The sequence below is a fragment of the Kriegella aquimaris genome, from assembly GCF_900103215.1.
Lineage (GTDB): Bacteria > Bacteroidota > Bacteroidia > Flavobacteriales > Flavobacteriaceae > Kriegella > Kriegella aquimaris.
Genome location: NZ_FNGV01000007.1, coordinates 71,777 through 88,851 on the forward strand (window position 1 = coordinate 71,777; position 17,075 = coordinate 88,851).

Annotated in this window: 10 protein-coding genes; 5 read left to right on the top strand and 5 right to left on the bottom strand. The window is 39.8% G+C overall.

Annotated elements, in window-relative coordinates:
- Window positions 1–42 precede the first annotated feature (42 nt).
- The 3 genes from BLS33_RS14490 to rpiA all read right to left on the bottom strand — a co-directional run bounded on the left by BLS33_RS14490 (window position 43) and on the right by rpiA (window position 3,036).
- The gene (locus BLS33_RS14490; RefSeq protein ID WP_143017622.1) at window positions 43–444 is read right to left on the bottom strand and encodes a hypothetical protein; all 402 of its coding nucleotides are present in this window, start codon (window positions 442–444) and stop codon (window positions 43–45) included.
- Window positions 445–619: 175 nt separating this feature from the next.
- A complete protein-coding gene (locus BLS33_RS14495) occupies window positions 620–2,188 on the bottom strand; it encodes a protein adenylyltransferase SelO (RefSeq protein WP_089890735.1) in 1,569 nt (522 codons plus the stop codon).
- Window positions 2,189–2,361: 173 nt separating this feature from the next.
- Window positions 2,362–3,036 carry a ribose-5-phosphate isomerase RpiA gene (gene rpiA, locus BLS33_RS14500; RefSeq protein ID WP_089890738.1) on the bottom strand — a complete coding sequence of 225 codons (675 nt, stop codon included), beginning with the start codon at window positions 3,034–3,036 and terminating at the stop codon, window positions 2,362–2,364.
- Window positions 3,037–3,229: 193 nt separating this feature from the next.
- On the opposite strand from rpiA, the gene BLS33_RS14505 reads away from it, so the two are divergent.
- From BLS33_RS14505 to BLS33_RS14525, 5 genes are all read left to right on the top strand, one after another.
- Window positions 3,230–3,964: an HAD family hydrolase gene (locus tag BLS33_RS14505; protein WP_089890741.1), complete on the top strand. Its 735-nt coding sequence runs from the start codon at window positions 3,230–3,232 to the stop codon at window positions 3,962–3,964.
- A 205-nt stretch (window positions 3,965–4,169) separates the two neighbouring features.
- Window positions 4,170–7,484 carry a tetratricopeptide repeat protein gene (locus tag BLS33_RS14510; protein ID WP_089890744.1) on the top strand — a complete coding sequence of 1,105 codons (3,315 nt, stop codon included), beginning with the start codon at window positions 4,170–4,172 and terminating at the stop codon, window positions 7,482–7,484.
- A 14-nt stretch (window positions 7,485–7,498) separates the two neighbouring features.
- Complete coding sequence (locus BLS33_RS14515) at window positions 7,499–8,284, top strand: carbohydrate-binding family 9-like protein (RefSeq protein ID WP_143017623.1); 786 nt, start codon at window positions 7,499–7,501, stop codon at window positions 8,282–8,284.
- A 104-nt stretch (window positions 8,285–8,388) separates the two neighbouring features.
- Window positions 8,389–9,654 carry a glycoside hydrolase family 88 protein gene (locus BLS33_RS14520; protein ID WP_089890746.1) on the top strand — a complete coding sequence of 422 codons (1,266 nt, stop codon included), beginning with the start codon at window positions 8,389–8,391 and terminating at the stop codon, window positions 9,652–9,654.
- A 10-nt stretch (window positions 9,655–9,664) separates the two neighbouring features.
- Window positions 9,665–11,257: a sulfatase-like hydrolase/transferase gene (locus tag BLS33_RS14525; RefSeq protein WP_089890747.1), complete on the top strand. Its 1,593-nt coding sequence runs from the start codon at window positions 9,665–9,667 to the stop codon at window positions 11,255–11,257.
- A gap of 50 nt (window positions 11,258–11,307) precedes the next feature.
- Here the strand turns inward: BLS33_RS14525 and BLS33_RS14530 are convergent, their stop codons facing one another.
- Entirely contained in the window at window positions 11,308–13,122 is a 1,815-nt protein-coding gene (locus BLS33_RS14530) for a DUF5060 domain-containing protein (protein ID WP_089890751.1), read from the bottom strand.
- A gap of 182 nt (window positions 13,123–13,304) precedes the next feature.
- A complete protein-coding gene (locus tag BLS33_RS14535; protein ID WP_089890753.1) occupies window positions 13,305–16,673 on the bottom strand; it encodes a VCBS repeat-containing protein in 3,369 nt (1,122 codons plus the stop codon).
- Window positions 16,674–17,075 lie beyond the last annotated feature (402 nt).

Below are 17,075 nucleotides of genomic sequence, written 5' to 3' on the forward strand. Positions count from 1 at the left end.
GAACTTGTTAACATGTAAATACCACTTTTTGTGGTAAATGAATTATACGAATTGGGGAGGTTGAAATAACCCTAAGGTATGCATGGAAGAGGAAGGCAACTGATAGTAGAAATTGGTCACTTTATCCTCTGGGTTTTGAAGTGATTTCAATTCGGAGGAAAAAGTATTGATTACAAAAGCAGAGGACGATGAATAACAATGACAATGGTTTTGAAAGGGTAATTGTTCGTGGTCTCCTTTTTCTTCTTTATGGTCATTGCTATGCTGTTCTTTCAATTCACCATAATGTTTTGAAATGAATACGAGGAAATTATCTCCGTATTTCTCGGCGTGATAATTCGCATGCTCCATAAACTCGTCCAATTGCCCAATATCACTAAAAGTAATATCGACGCTTTGAACCAGCATGAGACTAGACATCAGTATGGAAAATAGCTTAACCATAGAAACAAAAATAACAGAAATAATTATACCATGAAGTAACAAAAGTTACAAAAGGAAATTTTTTTATGCTTTCTGCTTAATTCTTCTTTACCAGAGAAGATTATCAAAGATCTACACCATTTTTCAGTGGCAGCCCGAGAATTGGTAACTAAATCACCAATTTTTTAGACAGATTTTATGAACTGCACGATAACATAGAGCAACCTACTTTATGTCGAGCCCATTCTGGGCGTTTTACGAACCATTTTTCATATTTGACCTGTTCATCGTACGGGTTTTTCAAAAGAAGGAACAATTCATCAATAATTGAATAGTCATCTTTATCGGCGGCATCGATGGCCAATTGGGCCATATAATTACGCAGTACATATTTCGGATTAATGGTGTTCATTCTTGCCCTACGCTCTTTGTCAGTTAATTTTTCTTTGTTCAGACGTTTTATATAGGCAGAAAACCAACCTTCCCATTTCTTACATATTTCCCCTTGTATCTCGTTCGGAGCGTAAAAAGCATCGTTAACCAAATCTAAGATGGCATTTTCACGATTAATTTCTTTTTTGAGGTTACCCAATTTTCGAAAGAAAATGGTCATATCGGTTTCTGTCAATTCAAGGTTTTCTTCCAAAGAATTTATAAGTTGAACATCTTCGGAATCATCTGTAAATAGTCCGATTTTGGACTTCATCATCTCAAGATATTCGATTTGATAATTGGTTTTATAGGATTCTAAAATAGCTTCTAATGGGGCGGCTTCTCCAATTAGGGGAAACAATGCATTGGCCAATTGATATAGATTCCAAAGGCCGATATTTGACTGATTGCCATAGCGATACCGTTTGAACTGGCTGTCTGTAGTATTGGGTGTCCACCCTTTATCATAACTTTCCAACCAGCCGTAGGGTCCATAGTCTATTGTCAATCCTAAAATTGACATGTTATCCGTATTCATAACTCCATGTACAAAACCTACACGCTGCCAATGAAGAATCATATGCAGCGTTCGATCAGTTACCTCTTGAAAGAATTTCAAGTAGGTTTCTTTCGACGGTTTTCCTAAGTGTGAAAAGAAATGCCTTAGTGTGTAGTCGGTCAAAATACGAAGCGTTTTATCGTCTTGCCGTGCCGCGAAAATTTCGTAATTACCAAAACGTAAAAATGAAGGAGCAACGCGACAAACGATTGCACCTTTCTCATAAGCCGGATTTCCGTTGTAGAGCACGTCGCGTAAAACTTGGTCTCCCGTAAGTGCCAACGATAACGCCCTAGTAGTAGGAACACCGAGGTGGTACATGGCCTCACTGCATAAATATTCACGTATTGAAGACCTCAATACGGCCAATCCGTCGGCCGTACGGGAATATGGCGTTTCACCAGCACCTTTTAACTGCAATGCCCAACGTTTCTGATTATGTTCGATTTCAGTCAAATTGATGGCCCTTCCATCACCAAGCTGGCCTGCCCAATTTCCAAATTGGTGGCCACCATAGCACATCGCATAGGGTTTGGTATCCGGCATCACTTTATTGCCGGTAAATACATTTAGAAATGACTCGGAATCTAAATCTTCACGGGACAGTCCAATTTCTTCGGCCATTTCAAAAGAAGAATGAACCAATTTGGGACGAGCTGTTTTCTTGGGGTTAACGAACGAAAAGCAAGATTCGACTACTTGCCTTCTTGTATTTTCCAAAATTGGGTCAGCCGGTAATTCTTTGGTAAATGTCTCTTTTATATTCAATTTCATGTATTCACCATTTATTGATCTGTAATTACCCGGCATTATTTATATGCCGAAGCTATTTAGCCTTTTAGTTGGGTTAAAGTATTTGTGCCGAGACAATCTAATTGGGGTTAGGAAAGGATCGTATAGCTACCAATTTTTTGTCACTTTAACACCTGTTTTTCTTCGGCCGATTATTATTTTTCGATTTTGATGACAGAATCGCCTTTTCCGACAAGTATAAGATCTGTCGAGTCTAGGAAAAGTCCTGTTTCAACGATTCCGGGAATTCTAATCAGCATTTCATTTAAGTTTGGTATATCGTCCCATTCAAAAATATCAAGATCTACAATTAGATTTTCTTCGTCGGTTTTATACGGGCTTCCTTTCACCAATCGCAGTTTAGGTTTTAATCCCATCTCTGTTAATTCCCCTATAATATTCTTCGTAGCAAAGGGAATGGTTTCGATAGGCAATTTAAATTTACCGAGTCGGCGTACTTCTTTTGTTGAATCTGCAATGATTACATTGTATTTCGAGTTGTAAGCCACAATTTTTTCCCTTAAAAGCGCACCCCCGCCACCTTTGATCAGTTGCATTGACGAGTCGAACTCATCGGCCCCGTCAATATTTATATCCAATTTCATTGCTTCTTCGAGTGAAATCAAAGGTATGCCCACTTCACGGGCCAGTTTGGCGGTGGCATCCGAAGAAGGTACACCCTTTATCGAAAGACCCTTGGCGACTTCTTCGCCCAATTTGAGAATCATAAATGCAGCGGTGGAACCGGAACCTAAACCGACCAGCATTCCATTTTTGACCAAAGCGACCGATTTGATGGCCGCCATCTTTTTTTCTTGTTCGAGACCCATATCACTTTTTAGACTTCTTAGACTTCAGATATACATCAAAGGTAAACAATAGTGAAATGATTCTATTTTTGGCATCGACTTAAGAAGCAGATTCGAAAAGTACATTGTAAGAAAGAATATTGATTTGGTTCGACTAAGTAATAGCTAGTTAACTTGGTGAAATTTTTAAACCTTTACAGAAACTGACTTGGGTATGATAAAAGCTATAATTTTTGATCTTGACGGAACATTGATTCAAACAGAAGTGCTAAAAGCAGAATCGTATGCTCAGGCGATACATAGTTTGACTGCTAATTCGGTATCGGAAAAGCATGTATTGGATAGTTTTAGTAAGTTCGTAGGTCTTTCGAGGCCTGAAGTCGTCAAAGGTCTTTATAAAGATTTTAGAAAAGATTTGGAAAATAACCTTTATGACCCTACGCCCGAGGCCGTTCAGGAAAAACTTATACGTAAAAGACTGTCGATATATCATGAAATGCTTAATGATTATATGCTTCTGTCCAAACATTTTTGTCTTTTTAATCTTGCGTTGCTAGAGAGCGCCCAGCAAAATGGTTTTCGTACCGTTTTGGCAACGATGTCACATTTCACTGAGGCTCAAAAAGTACTTGATGCCATGGGGGTTACCGATAATCTTGATTTGATACTGACGCGAGACGATGTGAACCAAGGCAAACCGCATCCTGAAATATATCTAAAAGCAGCGAACATACTCAAGGTCGATAGCGAAGAATGCCTTGTAATCGAAGATTCGGTCAATGGAATAAAAGCGGCGCTGACCGCTAAAATGCCTGTATTTGCCGTAACCAATAGTATCACGAAGCGGGCAGTTCATTCTGCAAATTTGTTGGAAGACAAATTTATCATTGATGACCCTAAAGAACTGAAAACACGGGTTTATGATTTTATAATTGAAAAGCGACTATAAAATGTCCCTTTGTTATTTCTCCCTAATTTATCGAAACATAGACCATTTGTAGTATACAATTACACATATGTTGTTATTGTTCTATTTGATTCTCCTTAAATTTAACTGATAAGATAATCACTGTTTTTGAGACCATATAACGTTATGCCGTTCTCTGACAAATTCATTGGAAAAAGGAACAATCAATTAATTAGAAAAATAGTTTATGAAAAATGAGAACCAACTCCTGAAACTGATTTCCGCTTTTGTTTTAGTAATCTTCTTGAGCTTTTCGGGCATTTTTGCACAGGTGAAGGTATATGAAGGGCAGGAAACCATTCCTACTTACAAAATAGGAAAGGAAGAAGTCAGTCCTATCTTTTATACTGGAAGGGGAGTGCAGGGAGCCGAAGGGCACATCTATCCGTATGCCTCACAGGAAGATTTAGGAGACAAAGTGCTAACTGATGTTACCTATGATATGGTCTATCTGGAGAACGAATTTGTGAGGGTCAAGATATTGCCCGCTTTTGGTGGAAGGCTATTTTCAGCTATTGATAAAACGAACGGTCATGAATTGTTCCATACCAATAGTGTTATAAAACCTGATCTTATCGGTACTTTGGGCGCATGGGTGTCCGGGGGTATCGAATGGTGTTTTCCACATCACCATAGAACAACGACTATGATGCCCAGTGATTATAGAATGATTGAAAATGAAGATGGTAGTGCTACGGTTTGGGTCGGAGAGACAGAAAAAACTATGGGTATGCGAGGGGTTATCGGTATCACTTTACGACCCGGACGCTCTTTTATTGAAACGGATTATCGCATCAACAATACCAATACCAAAACGAAGAAGTTTCTTTTTTGGGCCAATGTAGCTATCACTGCCAATGATGATTTCCGCACTTTTTGGCCGCCCAGTCAAGAAATAGGCGTCTTTCACAACAATTCAAGTTTTACCGAATGGCCGATTTCGCATCAAGTTTATAAGGGTGTTGATTACACCAAAGGAGTAGACTTGACTTGGTGGAAGAATCATCCTGACCCTGTATCTTTCTTTTTCTGGGATGGAAAAGATGGCTTTCTCGGTGGATATGATTACGGCAAAAATGCAGGTACCGTACATGTTGGCGACCCCCTCCAGAATAAAACATCCAAATTATGGCAGTTCGGTCCCGGGCTACAGGGCCAAAATGCTAGACGTAAATTGACCGATGATGGTAAGGCTTATGTCGAATTGATGACCGGCACATTCTCGAACAACCAACCCGATTATAGTTGGATCGCACCTCACTCGGTAAAAGATGCCAAGAATTATTGGTATCCTTTACGGGACCTCGAAATCGTTAAAAATTCGACTGTTGACGCATCGGTGACTTTGCAAATGAGAAACCCTAAAACGATTTTCTATGGTTTCAATACAACCAAGACCTATAAGAATGCACGGATGGTTTTAAAATATAATGATGAGGTATTGGCTGAAAAAACCATGGATATAGCTCCCGCCCATCCTTTTACAGAAACATATAAAGGCAAAACTGCATTCGATGAATATAAGCTCTATATAGAATTGAGCGATGCCGATGGAAAGAAATTGGTTTCTTATGCTCCACAAAAACCAACACACCCTGAATTGCCAGAACCGCAAGAAAGCGTCAAAAAGGCAAAGGAATTGGAGTCGGTAGAGGAGTTGTACCTCACAGGGCGATTTGTAGATCAGTTCAATCGTCCGGGTCTTGATCCAGACGATTATTATCTAAAAGCATTAAAAATATCACCTGACGATTATCGGGTGAACTTGGCTATGGGTATTCGAAAAACCGACCAATTAAAGTATGAAGAAGCTTTGGGGTATCTTCAAAATGCTGCGGATAAGCTTAAAATAAAATATTATCAGCCTAAAGAAGGTGAGATATATTATTATATGGGATTGGCCCAAAGAGCATTGGGGAAAACCGACGAGGCCTATCGCAATTTTGGGCGATCGACCTGGTATTATCAATGGTATTCTGCCGGCAATTATCAATTGGCGCAAATGGAGAGCAATAAAGGAAACTTTGAAAAAGCCCTCGAATATTGTGCAAATGCGTATTCGACCAATACTAGGGATGGGCGAATCGTTGTCCTTTATAGTGCTTTACTAAGAAAGTCAGGTGAAACCGACAAAGCCATTGCTCTGATTGACGAGTTATTGGCCTATGATCCCATTAACTTTTCGGCATTATACGAAAAGGAGCTTTTGCAAGGCAATCGCTCGATAGAAAAATGGCATAAAAATATGCAAGATGTCGACAATAATTATTTAGAAATTGCCGTAAATTATATAAATGCAGGCCTATCCGAAGATGGTATCGATCTACTTTCACCTTTGGAAAAGAGTAGTAACCCACTGATCAATTATTACCGTTCTTATTTTTATAATCAGATAGGCGATGCTGCCAAGGCGCGTGAAATGTTGAAATTGGCTCAAAATGCTTCTTTAGATTATATTTTCCCTTACCGGGAGGAAACAGAGCGTGTGTTGCAGAACGCTATTGAATTAGATCCACAAAATGCCAAAGCGTATTATCTACTGGGTAATTTGCTATTCGACAATCGCCCTGAAGATGCTAATAAGGCCTGGGAACAGGTGGCGTCGATAAACAATACCATACCTATGGTCTATCGCAATCTGGCTTTTGGGGCCTTTCATCACGGCAACGATGCCGATGGGGCCATTGCCTACATGAAAAAGGCTATTTCGCTAAGAAACGATGTGCCACGTTGGTATGCCGAGTTGGCAACCTATTATGATGCTTCCGATGCTGATTTTAGGGAGTGCCTCGATATTTTGAGAAAAAATGTAACAATGGTCAAAAAAGATGTTTCCGCACCAAAGACCTTGGTTCAATTGTATAATCTTAATGGGGAATATGACGAAGCTATTTCATTACTTGAAACCCATCATTTCCGCACATGGGAAGGTGGTCGATCTATTTACTGGCATTATGTAGATGCGCACACCTTAAAAGCACGTCAGCTTATCAATGCGGGTAAGAATAAAGAAGCTGTGGCACAACTGGAAAAGGCTTTACTGTACCCTGAAAATCTCGAGGTGGGGAAAGCTTCAGATGACGAAAAAAATGCAATGATTTATTATTATATGGGGCTGGCTTATGAAAATATGGGTGATAAAAAGAAGTCAAAAGCCTCCTATGAAAAAAGTGCTACGGCAGAAAACAGAAGAGGGATGCACGATTTGGAATATTTTAAGGCAAAATCGAATCAGCAATTGGGCAATACGATAAAAGCGAATGAAATGTTCAAGAATTTGATTCGTCAAGGTAAGGAACAACGGGAAAAAGGAACCGATAATTCATTGATAGCTGTAGAAGAGGGAGCATCGGGAAACAATAAGGCCATCTCTAATTCGTATTATCTAGAAGCCTTGGGAAACAAAGGACTGGGCAACAGTTCGGAAGCACAAAAGCTATTCGAAACAGCGTTGGATACCTATAAGAATAATTTGTGGGCTCAGGTAATGGTAACCAATTGATCACAATCAAGGCTATGAAAAAACTGTTGTTCCATAGCACGACCTTGCTATTAATAGTTTCGACCATGTTAGGGTGGGGGCAATCTGAAAAGAAATTGGTCTTAGGGGAACAACCTATCTTCAGGGTATTAAAAACGAGTGAACCCATCACGGTCGATGGAAAAATGGAGGAGTCTATATGGCAGAGAACCGAGGCACGAAAAATGGAATACTTCTACAACACTGAAAAACCTCACGATAGTCAAGAAACCATTTATCGCATGCTATGGGACGATGAAAACCTGTACGCCTTCTTTCAATGTAAAGATAAATATATCACGGCACGGGAGACGAAACGTGACGGACAACCCTATTTTGATGATTGTGCAGAAATTTTTATAATTCCCGCCGCCGATAGTTTAGATACCCACTTTGGGTTGGAGCTGAATTTGTTCAAGGCTTCCAACGATTTCATTTATTTTAATGATTATTACCAGGGAAAGGATGCTGTTTTTAAGACTTACGACCCCACATTCGAAGTTGAAGTTACAATCGATGGTTCGGTCAACGATAATTCCGATATTGATAGCGGGTGGACAATGGAATTCAAGATACCACTTGACGAATTGGGTGCTTTGGGGCAGATAGCGCCCGTACAGACCGGAAGCCAATGGGCCTTTTTAGCCATTCGGCAAGACCGCAACGATGCAGAGGGCAACCGAAGGTCTACAGCTACTATATTTCCTATTTACGACATTTCAAAAAATGTACATCAAGCGAATCGGTTTGGGTTGATGGAATTTGTAGAAGAATATAAATAATTCCCTTTCTAGTATCATTCAAATCTTTTAGGCCATCTTAACGCCATGATGTTCAGAATTAGTTTGGTAAGTTGTATTTTGTGCTTTAATTAAAACAGAATTCTATGAATAAGAATTATAGCTATAAACTACAGCTAAGCTATGTCGGTACCATCAAATTTATTTTCCTTTTAACCCTATTACTGACATCTTGCAAAGAGAATAAAGACAAGGTTTCGGACAAAATAGAGGCCAACAGTACTATTGACGAAAATATAGACGTAGACCAAGCATTATCAAATGCGGTGAAGCAATTAGAGCTTCAGACGGAATACGCTATGAAAGAAAATAGAATTCCGAGAACGGTGAATCCGGAAGGAGAAATGCATTGGACGAATCCGAAATTTGATTGGACCGAAGGTTTTTATCCCGGTAGCCTATGGTATTTGTACAAGTATTCTAAAGATGATAAATGGAAGAATGCCGCAACATCTTTTCAGGCCATGTTCGAAGAACACAAGAATTTAACTACAAATCATGATTTAGGTTTCGTATTCAACTGTTCATATGGAAATGGATATGACTTAACCGGGAACGAAGATTTTATGGCTGTCATGATAACGGCGGCCAACGCTCTGTCCACCAGATTTAATCCAAATGTCGGTTGCATTAAAAGTTGGGACGTCGATAGGGGGTGGCAATCCGAAAGAAATTGGATGTTTCCTGTGATTATCGATAATATGATGAATCTTGAGCTGTTGTTCAAGGCCAGTGAACTTACTGGAGATACTAAATACAAAGAAATTGCAATAGCACATGCGAATACCACCCTGAAGAATCATTTTAGGGAAGACAACTCTTCATATCACGTAATCGATTATGACCCTAATACGGGAAGCGTAAGAAACAAAGAGACCGCCCAAGGTTTTGCTCATGAGAGTGCCTGGGCTAGGGGCCAAGCATGGGGTTTGTACGGTTATACGGTTTGTTATCGCTATACCAAAGATGAAAAGTATCTTGATCAGGCCCAAAAAATAGCCAAATTCATTTATGATAATAGACCGGCCGATGGTATTCCTTATTGGGATTATAATGCCGATAAAATTCCGAACGAACCGCGCGATGTTTCCGCAGCAGCTATAATCGCCTCTGCCCTTATTGAGTTAGATGGTTATACAAAAGAGTCTTATGGGGCGCAAATTGATGAAATTCTCGGTTCTTTGGCTTCAGAAGCATATACTGCCAAAATTGGGGAGAACAATGATTTTATTTTGAAGCACAGTGTTGGTAGCATTCCTCATGGCAATGAAATTGATGTTCCTTTGAATTATGCCGATTATTATTATTTGGAAGCCCTATTACGGTATAAAGATGACTACGTAAAGAATTAAAGACAGCTGCATGAAATTTGCTTTTAAAATACTTGTAGTTGGTATTCTGATAATTGGTTGTAACGATAGGGGTGCTAAATCTGACAAAGAAAAAACTACAACGTCCTTAACTGAAAAACAACCTAATGTTCTAATTATCTATCCGGATCAATTGCGGCGCTATAGTGCTGGTTTTTGGTCAGAGCCAGCGTATGAAAAGCTTGTATCAGGAAAACCGGATCCTGTAATAACGCCAAACATGGACATGTTGGCTAAAAATGGAATTGTTTTTACCCACGCGATTAGCAATTTCCCCCTTTGTAGTCCGGCGAGGGGTATGCTTTTGTCAGGTAGATATCCTGAGCAAAACGGCATATGGAACAACTGTAGGGATGACAGGGATGAAAGTCTAAGGGACGATATTCCCGTTATCACTGATTTGTTTTATCAATCAGGCTATAGCACAGCCTATTTTGGAAAGTGCCATTGGCTTAAGAACGATCCATTGTTTGATGCCGATGGGAATTATGTAGGGTCAACGGAAAGTCCAGGGGGCAACTATATGAATCGTTATGACACCTATGTTCCACCTGGAAAATCACGTCATAATATTGAGTACATGTATCAATCAATAAAGGACTCCCATTATGACCCTCATATCTATTCGAGCGACCCGAACACAATTGCGGGAAAAAAAGATGGGGAGTTGTATTTGCCTAAAATTTTTTCTCCTAAAAATGAAGCTGAAAAAATAGTCGCTTACCTTACTAATGAAAATGAGGTTAGAGATGTGAACAAGCCTTTTTTCTTAATGTGGTCCATTAATCCTCCGCATAATCCATGGGATGATAAAAACACCGATATGGAAGCATTGGAAGCATATTACGATACCGACAATTACCCAAACATAGACCGTTCTCTTGTGGTTCGTGAAAATGCCGATTTAGAAACGGCTCAATATGCCCGGCATTATTTTGCCAATGTTACAAGCACGGACAAATACATTGGAATTGTGCTTGAAGAACTCGAAAAGCTCGGAGAACTGGAAAATACCATCGTGGTTCTAAGTGCCGATCATGGTGAGATGTTGGGTAGCCATGGTAAAACTGGTAAAAATACTTTTGAAACAGAATCTCTGGCCATCCCATTCATAGTACATTGGCCCGATAAATTGAAAAAAGGCACGGTTACCGATGTTCTTTTTAGTGTTACCGATGTATTACCCACAACAATGGGGTTGGCCGGTCTGGAAAAAGAAATTCCTGAAGAAGTGGAAGGTATCAATTTTTCAAAACTATTACTTGACCCAAAAACCAATTATATGGCGAAGCCCTCCGGGGCACTCTTAATGCTTAGTAATTCAAGGGGGATTTATACCGATAGATACACGCTCTGTTTGGATGAAAAGGCAGGGGCAGAATCAAAATCGGAAACGAAAGCACTAAAAGAGGCTTATATTTACGACCGTGAAAAAGACCCCTATCAGCTAAATAAAATTCAGTTACAAGACCTACCTGACGTATCTGAGGAGTTACTGCCTTTACTGGGTAAAGCACTTAAGAAAGCCAATGACCCATGGTATCAGCAAAGGCGATACGATGAGTTGATTGTTTATCCTATCTAAGTGAAATTCAAGAAATCAACTTTCTTTTTTTTCGTATGTTTTGACCAGCGCTATTTTTTAACGAGCACTACCCAATCTTCCGTTCTTTCTTTTTTCGAAGGAGGATTTCCTAATTGAATTTTTCCCGGACCTTTTATCGTTGTTGTCTTTCCTTTTTGTAGTTCCCCACCGGTACGCGGATTATACCATGATACATTAAACTCTTCTTCCGAACTGCCTAGATCTAAGGTCGATTCCCCTCCATTTTTAAGGTATACGACATAAGTTTCCCCTTTGTTGGCCAGAACATAATCACCTTCCGAAGAAATCAAAGCATCGTTCGATTCCATTTCCCAAACAGGAATTTGGTTATTATTAAAGAAATCGAGACAAATTTTCCCTTGGTCCCAAAACAAATCGCGCGAACGATAGTCTTGACAGGTAAGGTCAGAGTGGGGGTGTTTGTACCCAAAATACCATTCTGTACCCCATGCCCCGGCCATCATGGCACCCCAGAGTCCATTTTTGCGTGCGTCGTTGTGTTCGGGATCTTCGGCATCGGTAATTAAGGAATGCTGCGCATCACCAGGTTCATCACAGGCCACGGCCCAAATTTTTCCTGCTTCAGCAGATTCCTTTAGTATTCGCAAGACCGATTTGTGTACGTTACGGAAATCTTCTTTGTTGGTCTGCAATGAGGCCCCGGTAAATTTTGTGTTAGGACCATAAAGACCATCGTACCAAGCACCATTGTGGATTACGATATGATGGTTGTAAGGATCTATTTCCGAGAGGTATTCCGCTAATCGGATGCGTTCGGCCACATCGATTGGAAAGGTGGGTGGGTTTTCGGTCCAGTCGCCCGTTTCTTCGGCGAGGTTCCAGTTCAATGCAAGATGATGACCGAAACGGGCGATTAACTCACGAAAATATAGTTTGGTGTACAGACCAGTCCCTCCATTGTCCAACAACCCTTGATTTTCGTGTTCCAGCGTTTTAAAATGGAGAAACATACCCAATTTATCGGCATGTTCAAAGATTATTTCCCATTGATCGAGTTTTGAAGAGTCAAAACGGTCATAGGTTTCATAATCTACATACGGGAAAACATTTTGATCGTCACCGGCGATATTCATGGTTAAAAATGAAAAGGCATTCATACCCTTGGATGCCAAATAATTAATGGCTCCGACAATTTCCTTTCCCTTCCCGTTTTTCCAAGTAGGGTCACCCTGTTTCCAGTCTTGCAAATGTGCTTCCCATGTTTTGACAAGATTGTCTTTGTGACCATCGTTCTGAAAGTTGCCATCAAATTTATCATAGGCTAAAAAGTTTTCAGGAGCATCGGAACCACATTTTAGAAAGTATTCTCCGTTTTGAAATTTTAAATAGCGTTCGCCCACGTACTGCAGCATTCCTTTTCCCCTAAAATCTCGTCCAGATTTATCGGATGGGGCAATGGTAAAAGCTCCTGATAGCCCGTCCATGAATTCACCGCTCTTTAATTTTTTCGAATCACGAACGGCTGCCCATTTTCCCTTATGAAAATCTACGTTGTACGTCCATTCCCCAATTTCATCCGGGGAGAAATGAACTCTCCATATATTTCCTGATTCGGCCCCGGAGTTGGCAGCATCACCATCCGTCGCATAGTAACCGGGAATTTGATAGGATTTACCTGAAGGGGTATGTTTGAAAACGACATTCAGTCTATAGGTCAGAAACGGATTTTCCTCTGCCTGCTCCGAAGTTTCGGGGCCTTCAAACGATAATGTTACTTTGTGCCATTTTTTTAATTCTCCTGTCAGTTCTTGTGCGAGGATTGAACTTTGGATAAAAAAGATAAAGAAAGTTGTTATAATCAGGGTCGATTTAATAGATCTCATAAATATGGATTTATACAGTTGGATACTGGTACAGTAAAATTTCAGGCTTTAGTTTTAACTCAAAAACGAGCAATGCCCTTTGGTTTTTTGTTGCATTAAATGTTTAAAGTTTGCATATATTGTTGAATAAGCATCTTAGGATTATAAGATGGTCAAGATTTATATTTTGAGACAACAATAGCTTAGTTTTTAGGTTTAATGACCTTGAACAGATCGTGCTTGTCATTATTGTTCACTACAAAAAGTAACTTGTCTCGAAGATCCGTGATGACCAGCATGTTTCGAACATCCTTATCCACAAATAATCCAGATTTCAGTGCAGGTATAAAAGTAAACCCTCCTTTTCCATTGCCTTTTAAAAAGACACCTATTCCGGCATCTGCCCTAGTGGTCTCTACTTCTGACTGGTAATTGTTTCCTGCAAGAACGAGATCTTTGCTGCCATCTCCATCAAAATCTTCATAGACTATACTGTTGATCGGTGATTGTTGAACCTGGACGGGAAGCGGTTGGAAATCAAAGCCTTCTTTTCCTTGATTTAGGAAAATACCCGAACGAAATTCCGTAACCTTATAGTGCAACGCTGATTCTAGGCCATCGCCCACAATACCTTTTAAATCTTTACTGGCAAAGTCGGAATAGGTCGGAATTTTTTGTGCTAGCTGCGGCAATTGTTGGGTCATACACGATTTACCTCGAACCGGTACTTGCCTATCGCCATATTTTTTAGCCAGAATAACATCTTCTGAACCATTGAAATCAAAATCAGAAGTGTAGATTTCAAAGGGTTTCTCATAGGAAGTATGAAACTTATAATTAAGTCCCAAATTGCCGGCTATTATATCTTTGTCGCCATCATTATCTATATCATCGATCAAGAGTCTGTTCCACCAACCGACCGCTGCCGCAAGATTCGGGTAATTGTCACTACGCTTGAGCATGTTATTTTCATTTAAGAATATTTGAACCCCCATCCATTCTCCAGTAATCACTAAATCTATTTTTCCATCGGTATTTATATCTGTCCAGACTGCATCGGTCACCAAACCGATATTATTTAGTTCAGGCGCACGGTTTTCGTTTTGAATGGTAAATTTCCCTCCTTCATTAAGTAATAGAAGACTGCTTGCAGGATGCGGGTATTTACCCGTTATTACCCTTCCACCGACAAAAAGGTCTATGTCCCCATCCCCATCGTAGTCAGAGGGGACCACTATCGAGCCTGCAATTCCCACTTCAGGAATTACCCCTCTTGATTTTGAGAAAACCCCCTGTCCATTGTTCAAGTAAAGACGATCGATCAATAATCTGGGGTTCTCATAAAATTCATAACTTCCGCTGACCACATAAAGGTCTTGATCCCCGTCGTTGTCGAAATCAAAGAAAGCCGCACCTATATCTTCGCTTTGGGCATCTTCATTAAAGGCAGTAGTACTAGTCTCTTTGAAGCCTCCTTCTTTTTGCCCCAGCAATATTTGCCCAGGTTGCGTATGGCCGCCGCCGAGATAGATGTCTTCAATACCATCACCATTTGCATCACCCTTTGCGATTGCCGGACCTAGTTGGGAAAGTTTATGTGGCAATAAAATTTGTAGGTCATAATCATTAAAATAGGGATCTATATGCGAGAAATTCGTCTTGACCTTAGCGAACAGTGTATTCCCTGAATTTTCGGATACTTTTTTAGGGTCAGTGGCATTGGTATAGGCTACGGTGAGTAGTTGGTTGCTTGGAACATTAATGAATTCTTCTTGTTTGCCATCGGGCCATAATATTTCCATTTTCTTTACGGAAACGTCTTTGCCAATGCCGAAACTTAACGTATTGGAAACTGCGGACAAAAATCCTCTCGTATTAATGAGCTGCCTTGTCAGTAGGCTTCCATCCTCAAGATAAATATTTGCCGTTACGCCCAATCCGGCGCGATTTTTTTGCGGTCCTGAAAATTGCAATTTTAAATAATCGCCCAATCCGATATCGGAAGCCGTGTTCTTCAGCACGGTGGCATGGTCATTTATGTTGTTGACTACTACATCTAGATCACCATCATTATCAAGGTCGGCATAAACCGCTCCATTGGAAAAAGTGGGCACCGAATCTGACCATTTTGTTGAGGTATCTTCAAATGTTTTATCTCCTTTGTTCTTGAAGAAATAATTATTCAATTTTTGCTGAGGTAGCATTTGGGCAAATTTCAGAAAATCTTCTTTGGTAGGCTTTCGTTGGTTTGCTTTTAGTATTTCTAGAATCTCATTGTTTTTGTCCCTATCTATCACATCACGATATACGCCGTTTGTCACAAAAATATCATTAAGGCCATCAAGATCGAAATCGGCCGAAAGTAGGGCCCAACTCCAATCCGTATCCGCCATGCCGGCCATCTTTCCTATTTCGCTGAAAGTACCGTTACCGTTGTTCATTTGAAGCATGTTATGCATATACTGATGGTGATACCCTTTTTCGACCATAAGCTCAAACTGAGGAATGGAGGTCATGGCCATGGTTGTCTTAGACCTGATATAATCTTCTGGATTCATATCTAGAGTCATGAGGTCTAGAAGGCCATCATTATCAATGTCGGCCATATCACTTCCCATACTATTAAAAGACATATGTTTAAACAATTTGTCTCTAGATTCGGTAAAAGTACCATTGCCATTATTTATATAGGCGAGATCAGGAACGTTGAAATCGTTGCAGACGTAAACATCGGGCCAGCCATCATTGTTAAGGTCGCCTACCTGTGGATTCAAGCCAAAACCAATATCGAACTGTAATCCTGCTTTTTCTGAGACATCTGTAAAATGGCCAGTACCATCGTTTTGATAAAGACGGTCACTTCCTTTGAGTTCCAATGTTTTGGGATCTCTCTGTATTTTTTCAAGATCAAGCACTTCTGACCTGCTCGTTATATCAGGCGTATTGGAGACATAAACGTCGAGGTCATTGTCTTTATCGTAATCAAAAAAAGTAGCTTGAATTGTTCGGTTACTGTCGGCCAAACCAACTTCTTTCGCTTGTTCTGAAAAGGTAAGGTCACCATTATTGATATATAAAAGATTAGCGAATTTGTTATCCTCGTCTTGCCATCCGCCGCGGGAAACATAAATGTCGAGGTTTCCATCGTTATTTATATCGACCATAGTAACACCGGTATTAAAACCTTCATTTTGTGAAATACCGGTCTTCGAAGTAATGTCCTCGAACTTAAAATCGCCTTTGTTAAGGTATATTTTGTCTTGAGATGAGTTGGATGTGAAATATAAGTCTAAAAGTCCGTCATTGTTTAAATCACCGGCTGCTATTCCGCCACCGATATAAGTGTACATGTATTGGTAGTAGTTCGACTCTAAGGTTTCTTCTAAAGTGTTTATGAAATCAATACCTGATTCTTGTGAGGGTACGGTCGTGAAGAGTTTTGTTTCGCCAGTAGGTGCAGGGTCTTTCGTGTCATGTTTATTAGAATCTTTACAGGAAAAGACTAAGAATAGAAGGCTTGTCAGTAAAGAGGGAACTAATTTTTGTACATGAGATTTTTGATGGTAGTTCATTGAGTAAAAGATTTTAAATAAAAAAAGCGGTACTCATTTTAAAAATACGAAGATTTAGGCAGTAGTCGTAAATTTTGTGTACTGGTTTTAACCTAAAGAACCCATTATTTAAAAAGTTAAGTTCTCTTCCCAATTTATTGCCGATTATTATGCCATCCCACTGGGCCACCACAATCGTATATTGTGTGAAGTTTCCGTACCAACAATAGAAAAAAATGGATCAATACCCGTTTACCAAAGATTTGCAAAATTTACTTGAAAGAATACCACAAATGATTTGATGTGCATGACAAATGGTTTTAGACTTTTTAGAGTATCGTATTGAATAGGCGGGGGAAAATGTAAAATTAGATTCTTTATCAACGATAAGGGTATCAAGTCAAAGAAGTCAAAGAAAGGTTA

Excerpts from the sequence above, each read along its gene's own strand:
- BLS33_RS14490 (WP_143017622.1), bottom strand. The coding sequence starts at position 444 with ATGGTTAAGCTATTTTCCATACTGATGTCTAGTCTCATGCTGGTTCAA.
- BLS33_RS14495 (WP_089890735.1), bottom strand. The coding sequence starts at position 2,188 with ATGAAATTGAATATAAAAGAGACATTTACCAAAGAATTACCGGCTGAC.
- rpiA (WP_089890738.1), bottom strand. The coding sequence starts at position 3,036 with ATGGGTCTCGAACAAGAAAAAAAGATGGCGGCCATCAAATCGGTCGCT.
- BLS33_RS14505 (WP_089890741.1), top strand. The coding sequence starts at position 3,230 with ATGATAAAAGCTATAATTTTTGATCTTGACGGAACATTGATTCAAACA.
- BLS33_RS14510 (WP_089890744.1), top strand. The coding sequence starts at position 4,170 with ATGAAAAATGAGAACCAACTCCTGAAACTGATTTCCGCTTTTGTTTTA.
- BLS33_RS14515 (WP_143017623.1), top strand. The coding sequence starts at position 7,499 with ATGAAAAAACTGTTGTTCCATAGCACGACCTTGCTATTAATAGTTTCG.
- BLS33_RS14520 (WP_089890746.1), top strand. The coding sequence starts at position 8,389 with ATGAATAAGAATTATAGCTATAAACTACAGCTAAGCTATGTCGGTACC.
- BLS33_RS14525 (WP_089890747.1), top strand. The coding sequence starts at position 9,665 with ATGAAATTTGCTTTTAAAATACTTGTAGTTGGTATTCTGATAATTGGT.
- BLS33_RS14530 (WP_089890751.1), bottom strand. The coding sequence starts at position 13,122 with ATGAGATCTATTAAATCGACCCTGATTATAACAACTTTCTTTATCTTT.
- BLS33_RS14535 (WP_089890753.1), bottom strand. The coding sequence starts at position 16,673 with ATGAACTACCATCAAAAATCTCATGTACAAAAATTAGTTCCCTCTTTA.